The 25,306-nt window shown below is 32.0% G+C and carries 22 protein-coding genes; 12 read left to right on the top strand and 10 right to left on the bottom strand.

Annotated features, from left to right (window positions below; translation table 11 throughout):
• Position 1 precedes the first annotated feature (1 nt).
• Together ACVC3Y_RS13710 and ACVC3Y_RS13705 are read right to left on the bottom strand one after the other, a co-directional pair.
• Positions 2 to 511, bottom strand: a complete 510-nt coding sequence (locus ACVC3Y_RS13710) for an acyl-CoA thioesterase (protein ID WP_303421828.1) — start codon at positions 509 to 511, stop codon at positions 2 to 4.
• A 180-nt stretch (positions 512 to 691) separates the two neighbouring features.
• Positions 692 to 1,630, bottom strand: coding sequence for an HU domain-containing protein (locus tag ACVC3Y_RS13705; protein ID WP_303421581.1), 939 nt, complete (start codon positions 1,628 to 1,630; stop codon positions 692 to 694).
• 104 nt (positions 1,631 to 1,734) lie between these two features.
• On the opposite strand from ACVC3Y_RS13705, the gene dprA reads away from it, so the two are divergent.
• Positions 1,735 to 2,838 carry a DNA-processing protein DprA gene (dprA, locus tag ACVC3Y_RS13700; protein WP_303421583.1) on the top strand — a complete coding sequence of 368 codons (1,104 nt, stop codon included), beginning with the start codon at positions 1,735 to 1,737 and terminating at the stop codon, positions 2,836 to 2,838.
• On the opposite strand, the gene trpS is transcribed toward dprA, so the two are convergent.
• The gene (gene trpS, locus ACVC3Y_RS13695) at positions 2,835 to 3,803 is read right to left on the bottom strand and encodes a tryptophan--tRNA ligase (protein ID WP_303421584.1); all 969 of its coding nucleotides are present in this window, start codon (positions 3,801 to 3,803) and stop codon (positions 2,835 to 2,837) included. The two genes, dprA and trpS, sit on opposite strands and share 4 nt — an antisense overlap.
• Before the next feature lie 115 nt (positions 3,804 to 3,918).
• On the opposite strand from trpS, the gene ACVC3Y_RS13690 reads away from it, so the two are divergent.
• Positions 3,919 to 4,656: a lysophospholipid acyltransferase family protein gene (locus ACVC3Y_RS13690; RefSeq protein ID WP_303421585.1), complete on the top strand. Its 738-nt coding sequence runs from the start codon at positions 3,919 to 3,921 to the stop codon at positions 4,654 to 4,656.
• Positions 4,657 to 4,750: 94 nt separating this feature from the next.
• Here the strand turns inward: ACVC3Y_RS13690 and ACVC3Y_RS13685 are convergent, their stop codons facing one another.
• From ACVC3Y_RS13685 to recA, 4 genes are all read right to left on the bottom strand, one after another.
• Complete coding sequence (locus ACVC3Y_RS13685) at positions 4,751 to 6,379, bottom strand: hypothetical protein (protein WP_452227194.1); 1,629 nt, start codon at positions 6,377 to 6,379, stop codon at positions 4,751 to 4,753.
• Positions 6,379 to 6,921 carry an RNA polymerase sigma factor gene (locus ACVC3Y_RS13680; RefSeq protein ID WP_303421830.1) on the bottom strand — a complete coding sequence of 181 codons (543 nt, stop codon included), beginning with the start codon at positions 6,919 to 6,921 and terminating at the stop codon, positions 6,379 to 6,381. Before ACVC3Y_RS13680 ends, ACVC3Y_RS13685 begins: the two co-directional genes overlap by 1 nt.
• A 28-nt stretch (positions 6,922 to 6,949) precedes the next feature.
• Complete coding sequence (locus ACVC3Y_RS13675; RefSeq protein WP_303421589.1) at positions 6,950 to 7,363, bottom strand: hypothetical protein; 414 nt, start codon at positions 7,361 to 7,363, stop codon at positions 6,950 to 6,952.
• Between the two features lie 103 nt (positions 7,364 to 7,466).
• On the bottom strand, positions 7,467 to 8,474 hold the full coding sequence (recA, locus tag ACVC3Y_RS13670) for a recombinase RecA (protein WP_303421591.1): 1,008 nt from the start codon (positions 8,472 to 8,474) through the stop codon (positions 7,467 to 7,469).
• 692 nt (positions 8,475 to 9,166) lie between these two features.
• Between recA and trhO the strand changes: the two genes are divergently transcribed.
• Both trhO and ACVC3Y_RS13660 read left to right on the top strand, forming a co-directional pair.
• Positions 9,167 to 10,237, top strand: coding sequence for an oxygen-dependent tRNA uridine(34) hydroxylase TrhO (gene trhO / locus ACVC3Y_RS13665; protein ID WP_452227193.1), 1,071 nt, complete (start codon positions 9,167 to 9,169; stop codon positions 10,235 to 10,237).
• A complete protein-coding gene (locus ACVC3Y_RS13660; RefSeq protein WP_303421595.1) occupies positions 10,238 to 11,242 on the top strand; it encodes a radical SAM protein in 1,005 nt (334 codons plus the stop codon).
• On the opposite strand, the gene ACVC3Y_RS13655 is transcribed toward ACVC3Y_RS13660, so the two are convergent.
• The gene (locus tag ACVC3Y_RS13655) at positions 11,243 to 12,655 is read right to left on the bottom strand and encodes a peptidoglycan DD-metalloendopeptidase family protein (protein ID WP_452227192.1); all 1,413 of its coding nucleotides are present in this window, start codon (positions 12,653 to 12,655) and stop codon (positions 11,243 to 11,245) included.
• Between the two features lie 282 nt (positions 12,656 to 12,937).
• Here ACVC3Y_RS13655 and ACVC3Y_RS13650 point away from each other — a divergent pair, with 282 nt between their 5' ends.
• The 7 genes from ACVC3Y_RS13650 (at position 12,938) to ACVC3Y_RS13620 (ending at position 19,763) form a co-directional block, all read left to right on the top strand.
• A complete protein-coding gene (locus ACVC3Y_RS13650) occupies positions 12,938 to 14,191 on the top strand; it encodes a PSP1 domain-containing protein (protein WP_303421599.1) in 1,254 nt (417 codons plus the stop codon).
• Positions 14,181 to 14,672, top strand: a complete 492-nt coding sequence (locus ACVC3Y_RS13645) for a gliding motility lipoprotein GldH (protein WP_303421601.1) — start codon at positions 14,181 to 14,183, stop codon at positions 14,670 to 14,672. Before ACVC3Y_RS13650 ends, ACVC3Y_RS13645 begins: the two co-directional genes overlap by 11 nt.
• 72 nt (positions 14,673 to 14,744) lie before the next feature.
• A complete protein-coding gene (locus ACVC3Y_RS13640) occupies positions 14,745 to 17,102 on the top strand; it encodes a penicillin-binding protein 1A (RefSeq protein ID WP_303421603.1) in 2,358 nt (785 codons plus the stop codon).
• Positions 17,103 to 17,434: 332 nt separating this feature from the next.
• Positions 17,435 to 17,647: a hypothetical protein gene (locus tag ACVC3Y_RS13635; RefSeq protein ID WP_303421605.1), complete on the top strand. Its 213-nt coding sequence runs from the start codon at positions 17,435 to 17,437 to the stop codon at positions 17,645 to 17,647.
• Positions 17,648 to 17,744: 97 nt separating this feature from the next.
• Positions 17,745 to 18,446, top strand: coding sequence for a CoA transferase subunit A (locus ACVC3Y_RS13630; protein ID WP_303421607.1), 702 nt, complete (start codon positions 17,745 to 17,747; stop codon positions 18,444 to 18,446).
• Positions 18,447 to 18,450: 4 nt separating this feature from the next.
• Positions 18,451 to 19,104 carry a CoA transferase subunit B gene (locus tag ACVC3Y_RS13625; protein WP_303421608.1) on the top strand — a complete coding sequence of 218 codons (654 nt, stop codon included), beginning with the start codon at positions 18,451 to 18,453 and terminating at the stop codon, positions 19,102 to 19,104.
• A 14-nt stretch (positions 19,105 to 19,118) separates the two neighbouring features.
• The gene (locus ACVC3Y_RS13620; RefSeq protein ID WP_303421609.1) at positions 19,119 to 19,763 is read left to right on the top strand and encodes a hypothetical protein; all 645 of its coding nucleotides are present in this window, start codon (positions 19,119 to 19,121) and stop codon (positions 19,761 to 19,763) included.
• A gap of 233 nt (positions 19,764 to 19,996) precedes the next feature.
• On the opposite strand, the gene ACVC3Y_RS13615 is transcribed toward ACVC3Y_RS13620, so the two are convergent.
• Positions 19,997 to 21,688, bottom strand: a complete 1,692-nt coding sequence (locus ACVC3Y_RS13615; protein WP_303421611.1) for an ABC transporter ATP-binding protein — start codon at positions 21,686 to 21,688, stop codon at positions 19,997 to 19,999.
• 163 nt (positions 21,689 to 21,851) lie between these two features.
• Here ACVC3Y_RS13615 and ACVC3Y_RS13610 point away from each other — a divergent pair, with 163 nt between their 5' ends.
• Entirely contained in the window at positions 21,852 to 24,395 is a 2,544-nt protein-coding gene (locus ACVC3Y_RS13610; protein WP_452227191.1) for an immunoglobulin-like domain-containing protein, read from the top strand.
• A gap of 181 nt (positions 24,396 to 24,576) precedes the next feature.
• Here ACVC3Y_RS13610 and ACVC3Y_RS13605 read toward each other — a convergent pair whose 3' ends face one another.
• Entirely contained in the window at positions 24,577 to 25,290 is a 714-nt protein-coding gene (locus ACVC3Y_RS13605) for a 3'-5' exonuclease (RefSeq protein WP_303421614.1), read from the bottom strand.
• Positions 25,291 to 25,306 lie beyond the last annotated feature (16 nt).

Genomic DNA, 25,306 nt, shown 5'->3' with positions numbered 1-25,306 from the left:
ATTAAGTAAACAAGGCCTTCAACTCTGTAGCATCATTAGGTTTCATTTTTCCAGCAAGAACTAAACTTAATTGTTTACGCCTTAAAGCGCCTTCAAAACGTTGTTTTTCTAGATTGGTTTCCGGATGAATATCATCTACTCGAACAGGTCTTCCAGTTTCGTCTACAGCAACAAAAGTATAAATGGCTTCGTTAGCCTTCGTTTTATCACCAGACTCTCTGTCTTCTATCCAAACATCTAAATAAATCTCCATAGAGCTTTTAAATGCACGAGAAACCTTAGCTTCTACAGTAACTACACTACCAACAGGAACTGCACGATTAAATGCAACATGATTTACAGATGCTGTAACCACAATACGTCTAGAATGTCTTCTTGCAGCAATACTAGCAGCACGATCCATTCTAGCTAATAACTCGCCACCAAATAGATTGTTTAATGGATTGGTTTCGCTAGGTAAAACTAAATCTGTTAATACCGTTTTAGATTGTTCTGGTGTTTTCACAACTATTTTGTCTTTTTAATGAAGCACAAAGGTAAAACGATTTTAGAGTTTACTAGGTATGAAATACAATTTTATAAAAAGAATAACACTCCTTTTAATCCTTTAGTATGTAATATTTAAAAGTGTAATAAAATAAAACATCCCTCCATAAAGTAAGGGATGAGTATAAAAATATTTTTATGTAAATTAGTTAAGATCTTTAACCAGTAACCAAGCTTCTTTATTATGCGTTTTTTTAACGTCACGTAAAGTTTGTAATGCTTCTAATCTATCTGCATGAGTTGAGTATACTACTTGATGTAAACCATACTTATTCACGCCTATTTTTCTAGCATGAAAGCCTTCGGCTTTTAATTGCTGTACTTTTTTATCGCAATTTTCTTCCTCTCTAAATGCACCAGCAATAATGTGGTATTTTCCTGTTTGCTTGTTTACCGTAAGCGTAACAGCTGGAAGCGGATTGTCGATTACAAAAGTTGCCTCTTGTATTTTGTTTTCTAATTGTGTGTTTGCTTCTTCTTGTGCTAATTGATTATGCGTTTTAATTTGGTTTACATAGTAATTAGAAGAAACCAAACCACCAGCAGTTAAAGCCAATAAAGCAATTGCAGCATATTTTAAATACGGTCTTGCTTTACGTTTTTCTGGAGTTATAGTAATAGGAATTACTTTTTCTATTGTTTCTACTTCTTCTTTGAAAACTTCTCTAGTAATTGCTGGAGAAACCAGTTGACTTAAACCAAAAGCATCTGTTAAATAATTTAAATGATAAGATGGCTCAAACAACATTTTACCTTCGTTGTTAAACGATAAATCACCAATGTTTTCAAAAGAAAGTGTTTCTCCTTCTGTTAAATAAGACTTTAAAGATTTTACTCTTTTATCTATTTTTTTAAGTGCAACTTCAAAAGGAATCTTCTCTACATCAGCAATATAATGTGCCAATAAACCATCACTTTTTTGTATTTGCTCATTAAAAGATAATACTTTTTTTGGAGGATAAAAGGCATTGGTAGACTCGTGTACTTTCGCAGAAACACGTTGTGTTAAAAACGATCCAAAGCCAGGAACAGTAACACAGTCATATCTATATAGTAAGTCGCTTATGTAGGTTTCTAATTGCATAAAACAAAGTTATACATTTTTTACTTTAGAAAAAAGAACAGGGGTATGAGTTATTAACATTATGTTTTTTTGTTTACTTTGCGATATAGAAAAAATTCTACACAATGAATAATAACGAATTACTATACGTTTTAGCTTTGCAACATGTAGCCAAAATTGGAGATATAACTGCAAAAAAGCTTATTGCACATTGTGGTTCTGCGGAAGCTGTTTTTAAGGAAAAGAAGCAGCATTTATTAAAAATTGATGGTATAGGAAGTATTGTGATTAGCGATTTATTTGCAACGAACCATTTCCAGGAAGCCGAAAAAGAACTACAATTTATTAAAGACGAAAATATTAGTTGTCATTATTTTGCAGATCAAGAATATCCAGAAAAATTAAAACATTGTATTGATAGTCCTATTTTGTTATTTCAAACAGGAAATATTAACTTAAAAAAACAACGAATAATTAGTATTGTAGGAGCAAGAAAAGTAACCACTAACGGTATTGCTTTTTGTGAAAAATTAGTAGAGGAGCTTGCGGTTTTTAACCCTATTATTGTTTCAGGTTTTGCTTATGGTACAGACATTACTGCACAAAAAGCAGCAATAAAACATAAATTACAAACCATAGGTTGTTTGGCACATGGTTTAAATCAGATATATCCAAAAACGCATAAAAAGTATGTTTCTGAAGTAGAAAAATACGGAGGGTTTTTTACCGATTTTTGGAGCTCTGCTACCTTTGATAGAAATAATTTTTTGAAACGAAACCGAATTATTGCAGGGATTAGCCAAGCTACTATTGTAATAGAATCTGCAGAAAAAGGAGGGAGTCTTGTAACTGCAGATATTGCAAACTCTTATAATAGAGATGTTTTTGCAGTTCCTGGAAGGGTTACAGATAGCCAAAGTATGGGGTGTAATAATTTAATAAAACACCAAAAAGCGCACATGCTATCTACTCCTTTAGATGTCCCTTATATTTTAAATTGGGAATTAGAAGCCAACCAAAAACCTATAATACAAAAACAGTTATTCGTAACGCTTGACGACCAAGAAAAAGTGATTTACGATTTCTTAAAGGAAATTGAAAAAGAACAATTAGACGTTATTGCTTTGCGATGTAACCTGCCAACTTTTAAAGTGGCAGGCTTGCTATTAAATATGGAGTTGAAAGGTGTTGTTAGACCACTTCCAGGAAAGTTGTTTGAGGTTATTTAATACCCCACTTTTTCTCTTACTCTAGCTAAAACTGCATTAGCAACTTTAGCTGCTTTTTCTGCGCCAATAGCTAGTGCATTATCTAGTTCTTTTGTATTAGCCATATAATAATTGTAACGTTCTCTTTGGTATGCAAATTTTTCAATGATTAATTCAAATAAAGCTTGTTTTGCATGACCATAACCATAACCTCCATTTTCGTAGTTCGCTTTCATGGTTTCTATTTCTGCTTCCGAAGCTAAAATTTTATATAAAGCAAAGCAATTGCAGGTTTTCCAGTCTTTAGGATCTTCTAGAGCTGTGCTGTCTGTTGCAATACTCATAATTTGTTTACGTAGTTTTTTATCGTCTAAAAATATATTTATAAAATTATTTCTACTCTTACTCATTTTCTCACCATCAGTACCAGGAACAAGCATGATGTTTTCTTGTATTTTTCCTTCTGGTAAAACAAAAGCTTCTCCCATTTTTGCATGAAAACGTGAAGCAACATCACGAGTCATTTCTATGTGTTGTAGTTGGTCTTTTCCAACAGGAATGATATTGGCGTCATATGCTAATATATCTGCAGCCATTAACATAGGATAGGTAAATAATCCAGCATTTACATCTTCTAATCGATCTGCTTTGTCTTTAAAACCATGTGCTAATGTTAAACGTTGAAACGGGAAAAAGCAACTTAAATACCAAGATAACTCTGTAACTTGAGGCACATCACTTTGTCTATAAAACACCGTTTTTTCAATATCTAAACCAAATGCTAACCATGTTGCGGCAACCGAGTAGGTATGTTCTCTTAATAGTGCTGCATCTTTAATTTGTGTTAATGTATGCATATTTGCGATAAATAAATAAGACTCATTATTAACATCTTCTGCCATTTGAATTGCTGGCATAATTGCGCCTAAAATGTTTCCTAAATGTGGTGTTCCTGTACTTTGTACTCCTGTTAAAATTCTTGCCATGTTCACTTTCCGCGAAAGCGGAAATTTTTTTAAATTAAACTTAAATCTGCATTGATAAAGCAAAGATAATTTTTTTATAAAGAGGAATTCGATAAATTTAGTAGTTTTGGCACTTATGAAAGTTTTTAAATACATTTTCTGGATTTTCTATCGTATTTGGTTTTACATACTGGTTGCAATACCAATTCTTATTATGTTTCCGCTACTTATTGTTTCTATTCTTAAAGAATCTTGGTATCCTTTCTTTTTTAAACTTGCGCGTATTTGGTCTAGATTTATTTTAATTGGAATGGGTTTTAAAATTAAAATAGAACGCGAAGCACAACTGGAACCTAATAAAAGTTACATGTTTATTGCTAACCATACTTCTATGGCAGATATTATGCTCATGTTGGTTACTGTTAAAAATCCCTTTGTGTTTGTTGGTAAAGCAGAATTAGCAAAAATTCCACTTTTTGGTTTCTTTTATAAACGTACTTCTATTTTGGTAGATAGAAGTAGCGAACGTAGTAGAAAAGCTGTGTTTAAAAGTGCACAAAGACGTTTAAATCAAGGCTTGAGTATTTGTATTTTTCCAGAAGGATTAGTTCCTGATGACGATGTACTTTTAGCAGATTTTAAAGACGGTGCTTTTAGACTTGCAATTAATCATCAAATACCAATTGTACCTTTAACTTTTGCGGATAATAAAAAGCGTTTTTCTTATGTTTTTTTTAGTGGAAACCCAGGGAAAATGCGAGCTAAAATGCATAATATTATTCCTACTTTAGGATTGAAAACGGAGAATTCAAAAGAAATAAATAATAAATCTAGAGAAGTAATTTTAAATCAGTTAATTGCTTATACTAAATAAAAAAGCTGTTCTTGGCACAGAACAGCTTTTTGTGTTATTGTTTTTCAGAATTTATAAATTCCAATAAACAAGAACCAATCTAACCAACTAAAAACTAAAATTTATAACTCAAACCTGTGTAAACACCAATAATGTAAGGCCTAAAATTACCAGAGGTATTTTCAAAAGCATTCATTTGGTACTTAAAGGTTGGTTGTACGTTAAATTTAATTTTATTAGAGAATTTGTAGTCTAAACCAAGACCTAAGTTTCCGCTAAAACTAACATCATTTATATTATTTGCTTCTCCAATTTCTGTTTTTCTTCCTTCAAACTCCGAGTATATTTTATTATCATTTAAAATAAAGGTGCTTAAACCTGCAATTACATTTACCCCAAACTTTTTGCTAGATACCGTGTATTCAAGTTCCATAGGGATTTCATAATACCCTAAACGTTGGCTAATGGCTGCATTTTCATTCGGTAAAAGCCCAACAGCTTGTTGTACACCAAGATTGGTTGCAGAAATAGCAGAAATACTTTGTTCGTTATTAAAGTCTACATTTTTTAAAGTGGCAGCATTGTTACCAGAAACATTTTGATAAATAATTACATTATCTGTGTCATAGCTTAAATTTAATGAGTTTACACCAGAGCGAAGTTTTAGCTTTTTGTTAAATGCGTAGCTTACATTAACACCATAACTTGTGTTTGTTTCACCAGATTTAGAATTGTCTACAAACTGTTCATCAATATGCGATCCTTTGCCTAGAGTATTATAGTAAACAGGAGCAATGTTAGCATAGACTTGCCACCTGTTTACTTTTTCTTCTTCTTCTTCTTCTTCTTTTTCAATGCGCTCTTCTGCTTTTGCTATTTCTTCTTCTATAGATGTTTCTTCTACTTTGGTTTCGGCATCTGTAGTTTTATTTTCTTCTTCAGTATTGGATAGATTTTCTGTAACAGCATTTGCACTGTTCTTTTTTAATTCGGAATCCACTTTATTTTTGTCTAATACAGCTATATTATCGATGGTGTTACTTCTCTTTTTGGAAGTGTTTTGCGCTAATAATTTTGAATTTGTATTAGAAATTACTGTGTTGGTTTGGTACTTTTTTGTCTCGTTTTTGTTAGAAATAACATTTGGATTTCTATTTGAATTATTCGCTGTTGCGTTTTCTGACTTTGTAGAAATAGGTGTATTCTTTTTTGTAACTACTAAAGGATTTTGTGTTGTTCTATTTTGAGTAGTAGCATAGCTGTTTTGTTTCTTGTTGATAACGGTTTTGTTATTGTTAGAATTTTTACTTTTTGAAGTATTAGAGGTTGCAATACCTGTATTTTCTATGGATTTATTTTCTTTTAAAGTGTTTTTGGTTTCTAAAATAGTTTCTCCCTTTTTTAAAGCATTTGCACTTTCATCTACCATAGCATTATTTGTATTTTCTATGTTTAGGTTCTTCTTTTGGGGTTCTGCGGTATTAATAGTGTTTTCTGTATCTACAAAATGAATTTCTTTCGTATTCGTTTTACTTGAAGTATAGAGGTTTCCAACAGTTAATAATATTAACAGTAACGCTGCAATGCTAGTAATACGAAGCCAAATAGGGAAAGCTTTTTTTGTTTCTTCTTTTGGTTGTTCTATTTTTCCTTGAATGTTTTTCCAAACTTTAGGACTTGGAGATATCTCTAAATCTTTAAGTTTTTCTTGAAAAATTCTATCTATATGTTTTTTGTCACTCATTATAATGTCTGTGAGTTTAAACTCGTTCTATAGGTTTCTATTTTATCTTTTAAAATCTGCCTAGCTCTTGCTAAATTCGATTTGGATGTTCCAGTTGTAATATGTAACATCGATGCTATTTCTTTATGGGAATAACCATCTAAAGCATATAAATTAAATACTAATCTGTATCTGTCTGGTAATTCTTGAATAATGTTTAATAGATAGTCTATAGATAATTCATTATCTTCAATTTCAAGAGTTACATCTTCTATGTTTTCTTCGTTTACAATTTCAAAAACACCTTTGCTTCTGTAGCATTGTAAAGCTGTATTTATTGTTATTCTTTTTAGCCAACCTTCAAAAGATCCTTTGTTGTTATACTGTGACATTTTGTTAAAAATAGTCACAAAAGCATCCTGCAGATTATCTTCTGCTTCTGCGTAATTTCTTGAATACTTTAAACAAAGAGAAAATAATTTACTCGAAAAGAGTTGGTATAGTTCGCTTTGTGCTTTAGCATCATTTTTTTTACAATTTATAATGAGTTGATTTAAACTCACATGATACATGTATTAGTTAAACTTAAATTTATTCTACGACTTCAATTTCATATTCTAAATAAACATCTTGACCAGTATTTGTGCCATTTACTCCATGCCAAAATTTAAAAATATAGGAACCTAATTCTGTAGGTGTGAAATCAAAAGATGTTTCTGACTCTGTGGTTATTTGTTGACAATCTACATTGCTAGTATGTATATCGGTTACTATAGCGAAGGTAGTTTCGTTACCAGTTACTGTAGAGTAAATACTATTAAAAACATAGCAAGAAGATGGTTTGTAATAAGATAGAGTTATATTATGTGTCTGATTTCTTATAAATTCATTAGGCATGGTAACGTTTTCTATTGGTAAAAACACGGTTTGTGAACTTGTTGTGTCATCACTTAGGCTACAAGAAAAGATAGAAAAGATTAATAAGAGAACTACTATTTTTTTCATTTTTAGTACTATAAAAAATACATGTTTTTATTACTAGATGCAGAAAAGTATAAAAGGTTGCGTGTAAAAATAAAAAATCCCGATCATGTCGGGATTTTTTATTTTACTCTTTATTTTCTTTAATGGCTATTTTTATTTTTCCTTCTAGCTCATCCATGAGTTCTGGATTGTCTTTTATTAATGCTTTTACAGCATCTCGGCCTTGACCAAGTTTTGTTTCGCCATAACTAAACCAGGATCCACTTTTCTTAATAATTTCAAATTCTACTGCAATGTCAAGAATTTCACCAACTTTAGAAATTCCTTCTCCATACATAATATCAAATTCTGCAAGTCTAAAGGGAGGAGCTACTTTGTTTTTAACCACTTTAACTCTTGTCTTGTTTCCTTGTACGTCTCCATCGGTACTTTTTATTTGTGTAGATCTTCTAATATCTAATCGAACAGAAGCATAAAACTTTAAAGCATTACCTCCTGTTGTAGTTTCTGGATTACCAAACATTACACCAATTTTTTCTCTTAATTGATTAATGAAGATAACCGTACAATTTGTTTTACTAATTGATGCGGTTAGTTTTCTTAATGCTTGCGACATTAAACGAGCATGTAAACCCATTTTAGAGTCTCCCATTTCACCTTCAATTTCACTTTTAGGAGTTAATGCAGCAACAGAATCTACTACAACTATATCAATAGCCCCAGAACGTATTAAATTATCTGCGATTTCTAAAGCTTGCTCTCCATTATCTGGTTGCGAGATTATTAAATTGTCTATATCTACGCCTAGTTTTTCAGCATAAAATCTATCAAAAGCATGTTCTGCATCAATAAATGCTGCAATACCTCCAGATTTCTGTGCTTCTGCAATAGCATGTAAAGTTAATGTTGTTTTACCAGAAGATTCTGGTCCATATATTTCAATAACACGACCTCTTGGGTAACCACCAACGCCTAATGCAATATCTAAACCTAAAGATCCAGAAGAAATAGCCTCTACATCAACAATGGCTTTATCGCTCATTTTCATTACTGTTCCTTTTCCGTAAGCCTTATCTAGTTTGTCTAAAGTTAGTTTAAGGGCTTTTAATTTTGCTTCTTTTTCGCTGCTCATTTCTGTATATTAATTTATTCGTGTAAGAGACGCTAAAATACTACTTCTTTTGTCATATTGCAATACAATATTACATTTCATTTTAAATTAATGAATAAAAAAAACAGCTTCTTGACGCAACCTTTTTACTCTTTCTGCATCTACTATATAAAGTGGGAAAATTTTATGCTGTGAAAAAGAAAAACAACCTTGCTTTTTAATAAATAGTGCCAAATAAATTTTAAAATTTTTGAAACTAAATTTAAAGTTTATTTTCTTTTGATAAAATTAGAGCTTAAGCAGTGCTGGAGTGAATTTTATTTTATGTTGGAACATAAAGGAAATAGAGAAAAATTTAATTCTATTGTTTTATTTTTATTAGGTGTATATAGTTTAATCTTTAAAGAATAAAGCTATGAAGTTTTTTAAAAAATGTATTAATGCATTAGGCGTTTCAGTTGCTATATTTATAAATAGTAACTGTAAAGCCGATGGAGGTTAACTCGTATGGTATTTTGAAATTTAATAAATTAAAAAATATTAATAACGAGTTAGTCTATGAAAAGCACTTTAGAATGTCTAAAGTGCTTTTTTTTGTTTTCACTTTTTGTTTTCACTTTTTGTTTTTTATCAAAACAATCAAAATTTGCCTATTCTTTATAAAATACTACCTTTGCCTCAAAATATTCTTTAACCTTAAAACTTAGTATAGCATGCAACTGTACAACACATTAAGCGCAAAAGAAAGAGCTGCGTTAATCGAGCAAGCAGGAAAAGACCGATTAACACTTTCTTTTTATCAATACGCTAAAATTGAAAACCCTCAAGAATTTAGAGACCATTTATTTATAACTTGGAATGTATTAGACGTTCTAGGTAGAATCTACGTGGCAAAAGAAGGAATAAACGGGCAACTATCTTTGCCTGCAGATCAATTTGAAGCCTTTAAAACTCATTTAGATACCATCGATTTTTTAAACGGAATTAGGCTTAATATTGCTGTAGAGCAGGACAATATGTCTTTTTTAAAGCTTAAAGTAAAAGTGAGAAACAAGATTGTTGCAGATGGTTTAAATGATGCCACTTTTGATGTAAGAAATAAAGGAACTCACGTTCGCGCAGACCAATTTAATGCACTTATTGAAGATGAAAACACCGTTTTGGTAGATATGCGAAACCATTACGAAAGTGAAATTGGTCATTTTAAAAATGCAGTTACTCCAGATGTGGATACTTTTAGAGAATCTTTAGATATTATTGAAGAAGATTTAAAAGAACATAAAGAAGATAAAAATCTAGTAATGTACTGTACTGGTGGAATACGTTGCGAAAAAGCTTCCGCTTATTTTAAACATAAAGGCTTTAAAAATGTATATCAATTAGAAGGAGGGATTATAGAATACACACGTCAAATAAATGATGAAGGATTAGAAAATAAATTTATTGGAAAGAATTTTGTTTTCGATGAAAGAAGGGCCGAAAAAATTAGCGAAGACGTAATTGCACAATGCCACCAATGTGGATCTCCTTTTGATGTGCATACCAATTGTGCAAACGATGCTTGTCACCTTTTATTTATTCAATGTGATGCATGTAAAGAAGAAATGAATAACTGTTGTTCTACCAACTGTAAAGAAATTCATGCTTTACCTTTTGAAGAACAAAAAGCATTGCGAAAAGGACAGGCAAATAGTAACGATATATTTAAAAAAGGAAGAGCAGATCACTTACCTTACAAAAAAGATTTAAGGAATATTTTTGAATCCTTACCAAACAAACAGTAAATGAATATTTACAAACTATTACAATTAAATCGAAAGATTAAAAGTCACCGAATTAAATTTCTAGGACTTTGGCTATTGCATAAATTTAACAAAAGATATTTAGCAGTAAATCTCGATCCTGTAATGGCTTGTAACTTACGCTGTAAAATGTGCTATTTTACAGATGCAGATTATGTAAAAACATTAAAAGGGCAATTTAAACCAGAAGAATTAAACCAAGTTGCAAAAACTATTTTTAAGCGTGCTTTAAAACTTCAAATTGGTTGCGGTACAGAACCAACACTTTATAAAAACTTACCAGAACTTGTAAAACTAGGTAAACAATACAAAGTGCCTTATATCTCTTTAACAACGAATGCTAATTTGCTAGATGAAGAAAAAATTGAAGTTCTTTTACAAGCAGGACTTAATGAGTTTACTATTTCATTACATGGAGTGACAAAGGAAAGTTATGAAGGTTTTATGAAAAAATCTAGTTACGAAAAATTTCATAACGCTTTTAATGCTTTTCAAAAACTTAAAAGTAAATATGATTTTAAGGTGAGAATTAACTATACCTTTAATAAGGATAACTTTTACGAATTAACTGAGCTCTTTAATCATTTTAACGGAAAAAGCTTCGATTTGCTTCAAATTCGCCCCATTAGAAAGATTGGGAACACAGAGTATAATGACTTTGATTTAGAAAGTATTCGTGCAGATTACCCAAAATTAATAAAACAAATTAGAGCCAATTGTAAAGCCAATAATATTACACTTTTAGCTTCTAACGAAATACCTAAAAGCACGCAAATAAATAACTCTAGTTTAATTTTTGATTATACATTTTGTTATGTTTCTCCAAATAAATTCTGGAAAGATGGCTTTAATTGGAAAGAAGAAAGCTTCAATGATTACTCTAAAAGAATAGGATGGAGCAAGCAATTATATGCGAACGTTTTTAAGTCGGAAACCGAATTAAAGTCACTTACCAATAGGTTAAATTACGAAGTAGAGTTTAATTAATCACTCTTTAATAATTTTAAAAGTTTTCTTTTTATTAGTTTCACTTTCCAGAGTTAAAAAATACATTCCGTTAGAAACATCTCCTAAATTCACCTTTTTTATTCCGTTAGAAACATTATGAATTGTTTTAATGGTTTTACCTTGTACATCCACCAAACTCGCTTTAAATATTAATTTTTCGGTTGAAATATGTATAAAATCTTTAGTAGGATTAGGATACACAGAAATGGTTTGTATTTCGTTTTCATCAACACTTAAGGTTTGTATTGTGAATAAATGTGTAACTGTTTGCCCTTCATAAGTTACTTCCCATTTCCATTCTCCTATAGCATCAAATGAAGTAAAATACCACCAATAATACCATGAAGAACTTGTTGCAGTAGTATTAAAAGAGCTATTATAAAAAACAGAATTATCTGGTCTTAAAATTTGAACGCTTAAATTGGTTCCGGCAATTTGGTCTCTTAAAAAAGCGGTTAAATAAATAGTATCTCCTAATTCAAAAATATCACTTTCATAAGTAGTTTCTGCTGTTGGACATGTTGGAAAAACAATAGGGTTATCAGTATGTGTAAGTGCAGCATTTATGTTAGGATTGCTATATGGTTTTTGCGAATTCCACCAAGAATCTGTATTTAAACTATTACATGTTCCATAAAAGGGATCAACCAATTGCGTGTAACTACTATCTGTGTAAACCTCAAAATGTAAATGTGGTCCAGTTGAATTTCCAGAACTACCAACAACTCCAAGCACTTCTCCAACGCTAACCGTTTCCCCAATGTTTTTTGTGGTAACAGATCCATTTTTCATGTGTCCATACCATGCAATACTTCCGTCATTATGTTGTACATATACTGCATTCCATTGGTTATTGTTAAACCCACAACTCCTGTCATAATAACCATCACTTTTTCCAATAATTTGGCCATCTGCTGCAGCAATAATTTCCGTAGCATTATCATCCATTTGTTTCCAAGTAAAAGGCCACAAATAGACATCTACGCCTTGATGGTTATACCCTCCAGAGGTGTCATAAGTTTGTGTGCCACAATTAAAATCTAATAGTTGGTTAGGAAAGTTTACATTATGATCTACATAACCAGAAATAGCCCAAGAGTCATTATAATTAGAACTAGATGCTTGTTGTATTGGCCAGTCAAACAAAACGTGTCCACCAGCTCTGTTTGTTTCCTTAAAAGCAAGTTTGTTTTCTTGTTTTAATATTTCTTCGTTTTCTTTTAAAAACGCTTTAATGTTTTTCCTTTGTTCAAAAGTTAAACAAGGGTTTTTAGCTTCATTGAAGCTGTACTCACTCCCATTTATTTTTTTAGAAGATTCTTGAGCATGAAGTGTTAAAAACAATCCAAATACTGAAAGTAGAATTGCTGAAGTTTTCGTAATTTTTTTCATAATATTAATAGCTTTAAAAGATAAATTTTAAATGAATAAAAAATAATATTAAAATGCTTGCTATTAATGTATTAGGGAGTATAAATATACAATTTTTTTATAATATTCAGTTTTATAAAACTACTAGCTTTTTAACTTAATAAATAATATTATCTTTACAATCCAAAGTTATGCTTTGGATTGTAATTTCTATGTGATTAGAAATCAATAAAAAAGAAAATATTTTTTTATTAATCTTCTTCTAAAAAAGATGTACTTTTTTAGAAACAATATATACACTTTATGGCTTGTGGAACTTGTTCAACAGGAAAAGATGGGCAGCCAAAAGGCTGCAAAAGTAACGGAACATGTGGAACAGATAGTTGTAATAAACTCACTGTTTTCGATTGGTTAGCAAATATGTCACTTCCAAACGGAGAAAAACCTTTCGATTGGGTTGAGGTTCGTTTTAAAAACGGAAGAAAAGAATATTACAAAAACACCGAAAACTTAACATTAGCAATTGGAGACGTTGTTGCAACACAAGCGCAATCTGGTCACGATATTGGTATGGTAACTCTTTCTGGGGAATTGGTAAGAGTTCAAATGAAACGTAAAAAAGTTTCAGAAAAGCCTGAAGTCCTTCAAAAAATATATAGAAAAGCATCACAAAAAGATATCGATATTTGGTCGGAAGCTCGAGATAGAGAAGAGGCAATGAAGGTGAAAGCTCGTCAGTTTGCTATCGACTTAAAATTGAAAATGAAGATTTCCGATATCGAATTTCAAGGCGATGCAAGTAAAGCTACTTTTTATTACACAGCAGAAGAACGTGTAGATTTTAGAGAACTTATTAAACTTTTTGCAAGAGAGTTTAGAACCAGAATAGAAATGAAACAAGTTGGCTTTAGGCAAGAAGCAGCAAGACTTGGAGGTATTGGTTCTTGTGGTCGTGAGTTATGTTGTTCTACATGGTTAACAGATTTTCGTTCGGTAAGCACATCTGCAGCACGTTACCAGCAATTATCTTTAAATCCGCAAAAATTAGCCGGACAATGTGGTAAACTAAAATGTTGTTTAAACTATGAATTAGATAGCTATTTAGATGCTTTAAAAAGTATTCCTAAGCCTGAAATAAAATTATACACCCAAAAAGGTACTGCAGTTTGCCAAAAAACAGATATTTTTCAAGGCCATTTATGGTATGCTTATGAAGGCGAATGGATGAATTGGCACAAGATTACAAAAGATCAAGCCAATGAAATAATAGCATTAAATAAGAAAAAACAAAAAGTTGTAAGTCTTGAGGAATACGCTACAGAACTAATAGAAGATACTAAAACAGAGTTTGAAAACGTTGTAGGTCAAGATAGTTTAACACGTTTTGATAGTCCAAAAGGCAATAAAAAACGTAAAAATAATAGAAACAGTAGAAACAGAAACAACAAGAGTAATAATACACCTAAAAATACAAACAAAAATAATAACCCAAACAGTAAAAATAACAACAATAAAAGACGAAGAAAACCTCAAAACAACAAAAACAATGCGAAATAGTATTTCTCTATTGCTTTTTTTTCTTTCTTTCTTTTTTGTGTCTTGTGATGCCAATGGTGTTTTTGATCAATACCAAAACGTACCAAATAATTGGAATAAAAAAGATGTTATACAATTTAAAGTTCAAGCTCCAGACACGATAAATAAGTATAATTTGTTTGTAAACTTGAGAAACAATCAAGAATATAAATACAGCAATTTATATTTAATAGTAGCAATGAATTTTCCACATGGAAAAACGGTGAAAGACACACTAGAATACAAAATGGCAAAACCTAATGGTACATTTTTAGGCACGGGTTTTTCTAGTATTAAAGAAAATAAATTGTGGTACAAAGAGGGTTTTATTTTTAATGAAATAGGTGAATACCAAATCAATATACAACATGCCATGCGAGAAAACGGAGAAGTAAATGGTGTTAACGATCTAGAAGGTATTACCGATGTTGGATTTAGAGTAGAAAATATAAATAATAATTAACGTCACGGCAAGTGATTTTGTTCATGCAGAGCCAATCTAATTGAAACAAAACAGTATCGAAGTAAATTTAATATGGCAAAAAAGCAAGCAAAAAAACAAACAGAAACACAAGATTTTTCCAAATACGTACGTTTATTTTGGAAACTTTTTTTAGGTGGTTTCTTAGCATTAATCTTATTGTTTTTGTTAGCATCTTGGGGAGTTTTTGGAGCACTTCCAGATCATACTATTTTAGAAAATCCTAAAACTAATTTAGCTACAGAAATTATTTCTTCAGATGGTAAAACACTTGGGAAATTTTATTTTAATGATAATAGAACTCCAGTGAGTTATGATGAATTGCCTCAACATTTAGTAGATGCTTTAGTCGCAACCGAAGATGCTCGTTTTCATGAACACTCAGGAGTAGATGCAAGAGGTACATTAAGGGCTGTTGTTAAACTTGGAAGAGGAGGAGGAGCGAGTACCATTTCGCAACAATTAGCAAAACAATTATTTCATGGTGAAGGTTCTAAAAACACTTTCGGAAGAATAGCACAAAAAGCAAAAGAGTGGATTATCGCTACCAAGCTAGAAAGACAGTATACCAAAGAAGAGATTATTGCGCAATACTTTAATATCTATGATTTTGGTAACAATGGCGATGGTATTCGTTCTGCTTCTAGAATTTACTTTGGTAAAGAACCAATGGAATTAGATATAAAAGAATCTGCTATGCTGGTTGGTATGTTTAAGAACTCCTCTTTATACAATCCAAGACCAGAACGAAATCCAATAGGTGTAAAAAATAGACGTAATGTTGTTTTAGCACAGATGGAAAAATATGGTTATATAGACGAAACAGTCAAAGATTCCCTTCAAAAATTAGAATTAGGTTTGCGCTATTCACCAGAATCACATCGTGAAGGTACAGCAACTTATTTTAGAGAATACCTTCGTGCTTTTATGAAGGATTGGACCAAAGATAAAGCAAATAGAAAACCAGATGGCACAAAATACAATATTAATAGTGATGGACTAAAAGTGTATACTACCATTGATTCTAGAATGCAATTGTATGCAGAAGAAGCTGTAAATAGACACATGCCAAGATTGCAAGCAGAGTTTTTTCATCAAAATACACCAAAAAGAAACCCAACTGCTCCATTTCTAGATCTTACAAAAGGAGGAATAGATTCATTAATGCAACGAGCAATGAGTAGAGGTGAGCGTTGGAGAATATTAAAAAAAGCAGGTAAATCAGAAAAAGAAATAAGAGAATCTTTTTACAAGCCAAGAAAAATGACTGTTTTTCAATGGAAAGATGGTCAGGTTTCAGAAGTAGATACTATTATGAAGCCTATTGATTCTATGCGCTATTATAAATCATTCTTACATACAGGAATGATGTCTATGAATCCACAAACTGGACATGTAAAAGCTTGGGTTGGAGGTATTAGTTATAAGCATTTTCAGTATGATCATGTAAATCAAGGGAAGCGTCAAGTAGGTTCTACATTTAAACCTTTTGTATATGCAACAGCTATAGATCAATTACATCTTTCGCCATGCGATGAGTTACCAAATACGCAAATTACTATCGAAGCGAACAAGTATGGAAACCCAGAATCTTGGACACCAGGAAACGATAATAATGAATACGGAGGAACGCGAACTTTAAAAAATGCATTAGCAAATTCTATAAATACAATTACTGCACGTTTAATGGATAAAGTTGGCCCGCAACCTGTTGTAGACTTAGCAAAAAAATTAGGAATAGAATCTGAAATTCTTGCAGTTCCTTCTATTGCTCTAGGTACACCAGATGTTAGTGTTTATGAAATGGTTGGTGCGTATTCTGCATTTGCAAACCAGGGAGTGTATACTAAACCAGTAATGGTAACACATATTGAAGATAAAAACGGAACCATATTATATCAATTTACACCAGAGTCTAGAGATGTTTTAAGTGAAGAAGCAGCTTATGTTACTGTAAACCTTATGGAAGGTGTAACCCAATATGGATCTGGAGGAAGATTAAGAGGTAAAGGTAGAGATAAATGGCGTGCAGATTATAGAGAAGTTATAACAGGCTATCCTTACGAGTTTACAAACCCTATAGCTGGAAAAACAGGAACCACACAAAATCAAAGTGATGGTTGGTTTATGGGTATGGTTCCAAATCTTGTAACAGGAGTATGGGTTGGTGCAGAAGATAGAGCAGCACATTTTGCATCGATAACTTATGGGCAAGGAGCAGCTATGGCATTACCAATTTGGGGAATGTATATGAATAGTTGTTATGAAAATGAAGAACTGGGTATTTCTAAAAGCGAATTTACAAAACCAGCAAATTTATCTATTGAGGTGGATTGTGATAATTACAAACAAGAGCAAGGTTCCGATTCTGATACTCCAGATGAAGATGTACCTGAAGAATTGGACTTCTAATAAATTAAATTCCTGCGAAGGCAGGATTCTCATAATGTATTCGTGAAATTTTAAAACAAACAACTCCTTCCTTAAAATCAGGAAAGGAGTTGTTTGTTTTCTTGTCATTCTGAGGATAGTCTAAGAGTCTCACATGATTTCAAAGCCATTCAGAAAAGAATGGCTTTTTTAATTAAAAAATCGATATGAAAAAAACAGGTATTTATATATCCTATTTTTTCTGTTGAGGTCCTATTAATGAAGGGTTCACTTCTAATATTATTATTTTATAGAATGTTTTCTATTAAAATTCGGTGAGCTTCTCTGCTTATTTCCCCCTCATCGAACTGTCTTTGTATTGTATAACATCAGGGAAATCTAAAAACTCTAAAAAGAAGTACTATGAGTTTGTAGAATCCTTTGTATCTAATCATAGTAAATTAGGACTCACTTTAAATATTTTAATAAATAACAAAGGAGAAGTTCTTTATGCTTCAACATATAATGAAAGCAAAGAAGAAAGAATTAATAGATTAAATCAAATAATTAGTAACAACAAGGAGTAATAATCAAACGCTTTAATAGTCACACATAAATTCAAAGCCATTCTTTTTAGAATGGTTTTTTTATTTTGTATTTTTAGTTCAGAAAAATGACGTAAAAATGATTAATAAAAAAGTAGCTTCTGTACAAGAAGCATTGCAAGGTGTGAAAGACAATATGACTTTCATGTTAGGTGGATTCGGGCTTTCTGGTATTGCCGAAAATGCAATAGCAGAATTAGTGAAATTGAATATAAAAGGACTCACCTGTATTTCTAATAATGCAGGAGTAGATGACTTTGGTTTGGGTTTATTATTACATCAAAAGCAAATCAAAAAAATGGTTTCTTCGTATGTTGGTGAAAATGCAGAATTTGAACGTCAAATGCTTTCGGGTGAATTAGATGTAGAGCTTATACCACAAGGTACTTTAGCAGAACGTTGTCGAGCTGCACAAGCTGGTTTTCCTGCAATTTATACACCAGCAGGATATGGTACAGAAGTAGCCGAAGGAAAAGAAACCAGAGAATTTGATGGTAAAATGTATGTGCTAGAACATGCTTTTAAAGCAGATTTTGCTTTTGTTAAAGCTTGGAAAGGCGATGCAGCAGGAAATCTTATTTTTAAAGGAACGGCTAGAAATTTCAATCCAAATATGTGTGGCGCAGCCAAAATCACCGTTGCTGAGGTAGAAGAATTGGTTCCTGTAGGGACTTTAGATCCTAATCAAATTCATATTCCGGGAATATTTGTGCAACGCATTTTTCAAGGTGCCAAATATGAAAAAAGAATAGAACAACGTACAGTAAGACAAAGAGGTTAAAATTATGTTAGATAAAAACGGAATAGCAAAACGAATTGCAAAAGAAGTACAAGATGGTTACTACGTAAACCTTGGTATTGGTATACCTACTTTAGTAGCAAATTACGTTAGAGAAGATATAGAAGTAGAATTTCAAAGTGAAAATGGTGTGCTAGGAATGGGGCCATTTCCTTTTGAAGGAGAAGAAGATGCAGATATAATTAATGCTGGAAAGCAAACTATTACAACGCTTCCTGGAGCTAGTTTTTTTGACTCTGCAATGAGCTTTTCTATGATTAGAGGTAAACATGTAGATCTTACTATTCTTGGTGCTATGGAGGTTGCTGCAAATGGCGATATTGCCAATTGGAAAATTCCTGGTAAAATGGTGAAAGGAATGGGAGGAGCAATGGATCTAGTAGCAAGTGCAGAAAATATTATTGTTGCCATGATGCATACCAATAGAGCAGGAGCATCTAAGCTGCTTAAAAAGTGTAGTTTACCATTAACAGGAGTTGGATGTGTCAAGAAAATTGTAACCAACCTTGCTGTTTTAGAAGTCACTAAAGATGGTTTTAAATTATTAGAAAGAGCACCTGGAGTTTCTGTAGAGGATATTAAAAATGCTACAGAAGGGAATTTAATTATAGAAGGTGAAATACCAGAAATGGATATTTAATTCATAGTTTTAAGATGAAAATAAAATCTTTAGAAGGAAAGTTCTATACCTATAAATATAAAGAAGAACGAGATTCTAAAACAATACCAGATCGTTTTGTTAGAAATACTACCATTGCATTAGATTATTTAGTGAAAAATAGTACGCTCACTATTACATTTAAAGATGATGATACACTAAAGCGTGTTGATATTATAGATGTTTTAGTCGCAGATACTACTAATAATATTTTTATAGTTCCAGGAAATAGAAACGCATATAATCATAAATTGAACGCCATTATGTTTTATGATACACATGGAGCTGTGTTTAGAAAAAATCATAAAAAGAAATGGTTTAGAAGAAACAAAGGCTACAATTCTCCTTTAGCCTTGCTTAGTCATGAACTTATTCATTGTTATAACGAACTTTATGAAACAGAAGATTACTTGGCTCGAAAAAAAGACCATTCTTCTAGAGGTGAAAAAATAGATCATGATGGTAATGATTTGTCTTTTCCAAATGCAGAAGAAGTGTTTGTTATTAAAATGACTAACCAAGTTGCAAAAAGATTAGGGGAAGATAAACGCTCTAATTATGGTAGAAATTATTATCCTACAGAAGATGTTCTAAGTACTAAAAAGAAGCGTAAAGGACTACGAAAGGTGTTCAAACGTTAAAATTTAATGTATTTCATCGAATAATTATGCTTTTAAACTGATTATTCTGAATATATGTTTCATATTTGTAATCCCCAAATGTACCAAATATAATAACCCAAGTCTACCATAGACTTAACCTTAAATTATGAATTATGAATACCGATTTATTTTTTTTAAAACTTTTTAAAAAAGTAAGGAGTACATTCAAATTTATAGCAAGTTTATTATATTTAACAAAAAAAGTATTCATGCTATAATCCTTTTGGTATAGCATGAATTAACTTTTTTGTATATTCTTTTTTAGGATTATTATAGATAACATCTGCATCATCTAATTCTTCAATTTTGCCAGCATTCATTACTAATAATTGATCTGCCATATATTTTACAACAGCCAAATCGTGTGAAATGAATATATAAGTAAAGCCAAAGTCTTTTTTTAACTCATTTAACAGATTTAATACTTGTGCTTGTACCGAAATATCTAAAGCAGAAACAGATTCATCACAAATAATTAATTTTGGCTGTAATGCAATAGTCCTTGCAATACCTATTCGTTGCCTTTGTCCTCCAGAAAAAGCATGAGGATATCTATTAAAAGATGCTGCATCTAAACCAACTCTATTTAATATTTCTAAAACTTTTTCTTTTCTTTCTGCATCCGAATGAAAGAGATTGTGTACTCGCATTGGTTCTAAAATAGCATTCCCAACGGTTAATCTTGGATTTAATGATGCATAAGGGTCTTGAAAAATAATTTGAATATCTTTTCTAAGCACTCGCATTTCTTGAGTAGATATTTTAGTAATATCGACACCTTTATATAAAATACTTCCAGCTGTAGCTTTATCTAATTGCAAAATGGCTTTACCAAGTGTAGATTTACCACAACCAGATTCTCCAACTAATCCCAGGGTTTCTCCTTCGTATAATTTAAAACTAACATTATTTACCGCTTTAAATCCTTCAGGTTTATTTAACCAACCTGAAGAACTAAAGTATTCTTTTTCTAGATTAATTACTTCTAATAATGGTGCTTTACTGTATATTAATTCGTGTTGCTTTTTTCTGTCTTCACTGGTTATAATTTCTGAAGAAATAGTACCATTTAGATAATCTTTAATAGTAGCTAGTGTTTTAAACCTTGTATGTAATGATGGTCTTGAGTTAATTAGTGCTTTGGTATAAGTATCGTCTGGATTTTTAAAAATTTTATCTATACTACCTTGTTCAACAATATTTCCTTGATACATTACTAAAACGCGATGTGCAATTTCAGATATTAATGACAAATCATGTGTTATAAAAATAATACTCATCTTGGTTTTAGCTTGCAACTCTTTTAAAAGTAGAATAATATCTTTTTGTACTGTTACATCTAAAGCGGTTGTAGGTTCGTCTGCTATTAAAATCTCCGGTTCGCAAGCAATTGCCATAGCAATCATTACACGTTGCATCTGTCCGCCAGATATTTCATGAGGATATTTTTGGTACGTTGTTTCTGGAATAGGAAGTTTTACTTGTTCAAATAAAGATAATACCTTTGTTTTTGCTTCCGTTTTATTAAGCTCGGTATGTTGCAAGATAATTTCTAAAACCTGTTTTCCGCAAGTCATCGAAGGGTTTAAAGAACTCATAGGTTCCTGAAAAATAATAGATATTTTTTTCCCTCGTAACCGCTGTGATTTCTTAGCGCTCAATTTTGTTAAATCTATGTCTTTATATAAAATACTTCCGCTAGTAATTTTCGATATGTTTTTCGGTAATAAACCTAATATAGCCAATGTAGAAACAGATTTTCCAGATCCAGATTCTCCAACAATGCCTAGTATTTCATTTTCATTTAAGTGATAAGAAATGTTGTGAATAATTTCTTTTTCTTCCTTTTTGTTAAAGAAAGAAATAGATAGGTTTTTAATAGATAATATTTTGCTTTTTAACATCTTTAAAAATAGCTTTTTTAGGCTTAAAAATTATGGAAAAACCGTAAAAATCAACCTGTTTTTTTATTAAAAGATGCATTTTGTCGAAAAAACAAAAATTTATTATAATTTTAGTTAATAAATTATAAATTCATCAAAATATTAACTAAAATTATATAATAACATGAAAAAAACAATTACAATATTATGTTTCTTAATGGTGTTTTCCGTTTTTGCTCAAGAGCGAAATTGTTCCTCTATGGAAAACTTAGAATATAGGATGCAGCAAGATCCAGGTTTGGAACAAAGGATGCAAGAAATTGAATCGTATACCCAAAATGCAATTGCTCAAATGCAAACGAATAGAATAGTTGGTGATATAATTACTATTCCGGTAGTGGTTCATGTTATTTATAGTAACTCCAATGAAAACATTAGTGACGCTCAAATTCTGTCGCAAATACAAGTGTTAAATGATGATTTTAGAAGATTAAACTCGGATGCAAACAATACTTGGTCACAAGCAGCAGATACACAAATTGAATTTTGTATGGCTGCAACAGATCCAAATGGAAATGCAACCAATGGTATTACTAGAAAATCTTCTTCAACTACAGCTTGGGGAACCAATGATGCTATGAAGAAATCTTCACAAGGTGGAGTAGATCCATGGGACACCTCTCAATACCTAAATATGTGGGTTTGTAATATTGGTAGTAGTCTTCTTGGTTATGCGCAATTTCCAGGAGGAAGTGCTGCAACAGACGGTGTTGTAATGGGACCAAATTATTTTGGGTCTTCAGATTTAGGTTCAGGGTTTTACTTATCGGCTCCTTTTGATAAAGGTAGAACAACAACACATGAGGTAGGACACTTTTTAAACCTTCGCCATATTTGGGGTGATGGTGGTTGTTCTGTAGATGATTTTGTAAGTGATACGCCAACATCTGATGCGGCAAATTATGGTTGTGCTACAGGTCATGTATCTTGTAGTTCTACAGATATGGTTGAAAACTATATGGATTATAGTGATGACTCTTGTATGAATTTATTTACCCAAGGACAAAAATCTAGAATGCGTACCGTTTTACTATCTGGAGGAAGTAGAGCTTCTCTTGGAGCATCCACGAAATGTGATGGAGGAGGCGGAACAACACCAACGTGTACTGATGGTATTCAAAATGGAGACGAAACTGGTGTAGATTGTGGTGGTTCTTCTTGTACGCCATGTCAAACGGCATGTAATGATAATGAGGTAAATATTTCAATAACATTTGATAACTACCCTGAAGAAACGGCTTGGACACTTACTAACGCAAGTGGTACAACTGTTGCTTCTGGATCATATTCTTCTGCAAATGCAGATGGATCTACAGTTAATGAAAGTTATTGCTTGCCTGATGGTTGTTATGATTTTGTAATTACAGATGCTTATGGAGATGGTATTTGCTGTTCTTATGGTAATGGTTCTTATAGCGTAACAAATGGTTCTACTGCTTTAGCTTCTGGTGGCTCGTTTACTAGCTCAGATACTACGAACTTCTGTTTAGGTGGCGTGGTAGCAGATACTGAAAAACCAGTGATTACTTTAACAGGTAGTGCAACGATTAACTTAACAGTTGGTGATACGTATACAGAACAAGGAGCAACAGCTACAGATAATATTGATGGTAACTTAACTTCTAGTATTGTTATTTCTGGTACCGTAAATACTAGTTCTGCAGGTACATACACAAGAACGTACAACGTTAGTGATGCTGCTGGTAATGCTGCAGATCCAGTATCTAGAACGATAGTGGTAAGCCCTACAAGTACTTCAGGATGCTCTGGTGCTATTTCTTCTTTCCCTTATAGTGAAGGTTTTGAGTCTGGATTTGGAGCTTGGACACAAGGTAGTGGCGATGACTTTAACTGGGCAACGCGCTCTGGTTCTACACCTTCAAGTAATACAGGGCCTTCTAGTGCAGCAGCAGGATCTCAATATATTTATATGGAGTCTTCTTCGCCTAACTATTCTACTAAAAGAGCTATTTTAGTTTCTCCTTGTTTCGATTTAACAGGTCAAAATGATGCAACATTAAGTTTTGAATATCATATGTATGGATCTTCATCTATGGGAAGTTTAAGTGTAGCTATTAGTACAGATAACGGATCTTCTTGGTCTACACTTTGGTCCAGATCAGGAAACCAAGGTAATTCTTGGCAAGATGCTAGTATCAATTTATCTTCATATGCAGGAAGTTCTGTGCAGTTACGTTTAGATGGTACAACTGGTACTACTTGGCAAGGTGATATGGCTGTAGATGCTATTTCACTTGCAAACGGAGCAACCTCTACAGATAAGTGTGATGGTGTTTCCGAGTATGTTTCAGGACAATCTTACGCTGTAGGAGATCAAGTTACCTATTTTGGAACTTTATATGAAAGAACAAACTCTGGTTGGACAAACTTAGGAGCGTGTGGAACTGCAAGAACAGAAGCTCAAGGGTTTGTAGCACACTTAGGTTATGAAATATCCATTTACCCTAACCCTGTAAAAGGAAACATGTTATATGTAAAGTCTACTATAGAAAACCTACCATTTACTGTTGTTAATATGTTAGGACAACAAGTAGCAAAAGGCATATCTACTAATGGCGTAAATGTTAGTAATTTAGAGTCTGGAATCTACTTGATTCAATTTAATGTAAACGATACTTTAGAAACACGTAAATTTATTAAGCAATAAATTTTTATAATACTAAACTTTGATTTATTGTCAAGCCCAGAGTGAAAACTCTGGGCTTTTTTTATTCTTTTAAGAAAATGTTGTTTTGTTTTATGGCAAATTTTTTTGAAGAAAAAAAACAGGCTCTCGGCAGTCGCTCTCTGCGAGGAGCTCCAACAAAGCCTCCATCCTTTTTGCGATACTAAATATGAATAATCTCGTTATCATGAAGTAAATCATCACCTCGAAGCCTTAAAAATATTTGTGCTACAGCAATAGTATCCTTTTCACAATAAACAATAATTCGGTCTATTTCTTTTTCTTGATAATATACTTTGTATACTTCGCTGCCATCTATATCATCTTTTGGTGATGGTATTCCTAAAACATTGGTAAGTAATTTTAAAGAAGTGTAATTTTTATAGTCACCAAATTTCCATAGCTCTAAAGTGTCAAGATGCGGTACTTCCCAAGGTTTTTTCCCAAACAAATTCAATTTATATGGCAATTCAATATTATGAATAATCATACGTCTTGCTATATACGGAAAGTCAAATTCTTTACCATTATGTGCACAAAGCAAATGTTTGGTTTGATTGAAATGGGAAAGTAATAGGTTTTTAAAATCTTTTAAAAGTTTGGGCTCTTCGCCATAAAAAGAAGTAACTCTAAAAGTTCTGGTATCGTTTTGAATAGCAAAATAACCAACCGAAATACATATTATTTTACCAAACTCTGCCCAAATTCCTGCACGATCATAAAATGCTTCAGCAGTAAATGCTTCTTTTCTTTGGTAACGTGATTTTGCCTCCCAAAGTTCTTGTTTGGTTGTATCAAGATCTGAAAACTTTTCCGTTTCCGGAACCGTTTCTATATCTAAAAACAATATGTCCTCCAAGTTCAGTTTGCTAATCATATTCTTTTCCGCGAAA

The sequence above is a fragment of the Lacinutrix cladophorae genome (assembly GCF_053604645.1).
The sequence above is the reverse complement of the archived record's forward strand: the minus strand, read 5'-3'. Positions and strand labels throughout refer to the sequence as shown.

Excerpts from the sequence above, each read along its gene's own strand:
- ACVC3Y_RS13625 (WP_303421608.1), top strand. The coding sequence starts at position 18,451 with ATGTTAGATAAAAACGGAATAGCAAAACGAATTGCAAAAGAAGTACAA.
- ACVC3Y_RS13605 (WP_303421614.1), bottom strand. The coding sequence starts at position 25,290 with ATGATTAGCAAACTGAACTTGGAGGACATATTGTTTTTAGATATAGAA.
- ACVC3Y_RS13630 (WP_303421607.1), top strand. The coding sequence starts at position 17,745 with ATGATTAATAAAAAAGTAGCTTCTGTACAAGAAGCATTGCAAGGTGTG.
- ACVC3Y_RS13685 (WP_452227194.1), bottom strand. The coding sequence starts at position 6,379 with ATGAGTGACAAAAAACATATAGATAGAATTTTTCAAGAAAAACTTAAA.
- ACVC3Y_RS13650 (WP_303421599.1), top strand. The coding sequence starts at position 12,938 with ATGGCTTGTGGAACTTGTTCAACAGGAAAAGATGGGCAGCCAAAAGGC.
- recA (WP_303421591.1), bottom strand. The coding sequence starts at position 8,474 with ATGAGCAGCGAAAAAGAAGCAAAATTAAAAGCCCTTAAACTAACTTTA.
- ACVC3Y_RS13705 (WP_303421581.1), bottom strand. The coding sequence starts at position 1,630 with ATGCAATTAGAAACCTACATAAGCGACTTACTATATAGATATGACTGT.
- ACVC3Y_RS13610 (WP_452227191.1), top strand. The coding sequence starts at position 21,852 with ATGAAAAAAACAATTACAATATTATGTTTCTTAATGGTGTTTTCCGTT.
- ACVC3Y_RS13640 (WP_303421603.1), top strand. The coding sequence starts at position 14,745 with ATGGCAAAAAAGCAAGCAAAAAAACAAACAGAAACACAAGATTTTTCC.
- ACVC3Y_RS13645 (WP_303421601.1), top strand. The coding sequence starts at position 14,181 with ATGCGAAATAGTATTTCTCTATTGCTTTTTTTTCTTTCTTTCTTTTTT.
- ACVC3Y_RS13620 (WP_303421609.1), top strand. The coding sequence starts at position 19,119 with ATGAAAATAAAATCTTTAGAAGGAAAGTTCTATACCTATAAATATAAA.
- ACVC3Y_RS13655 (WP_452227192.1), bottom strand. The coding sequence starts at position 12,655 with ATGAAAAAAATTACGAAAACTTCAGCAATTCTACTTTCAGTATTTGGA.
- ACVC3Y_RS13660 (WP_303421595.1), top strand. The coding sequence starts at position 10,238 with ATGAATATTTACAAACTATTACAATTAAATCGAAAGATTAAAAGTCAC.
- ACVC3Y_RS13675 (WP_303421589.1), bottom strand. The coding sequence starts at position 7,363 with ATGAAAAAAATAGTAGTTCTCTTATTAATCTTTTCTATCTTTTCTTGT.
- dprA (WP_303421583.1), top strand. The coding sequence starts at position 1,735 with ATGAATAATAACGAATTACTATACGTTTTAGCTTTGCAACATGTAGCC.
- ACVC3Y_RS13615 (WP_303421611.1), bottom strand. The coding sequence starts at position 21,688 with ATGTTAAAAAGCAAAATATTATCTATTAAAAACCTATCTATTTCTTTC.
- trhO (WP_452227193.1), top strand. The coding sequence starts at position 9,167 with ATGCAACTGTACAACACATTAAGCGCAAAAGAAAGAGCTGCGTTAATC.
- trpS (WP_303421584.1), bottom strand. The coding sequence starts at position 3,803 with ATGGCAAGAATTTTAACAGGAGTACAAAGTACAGGAACACCACATTTA.
- ACVC3Y_RS13690 (WP_303421585.1), top strand. The coding sequence starts at position 3,919 with ATGAAAGTTTTTAAATACATTTTCTGGATTTTCTATCGTATTTGGTTT.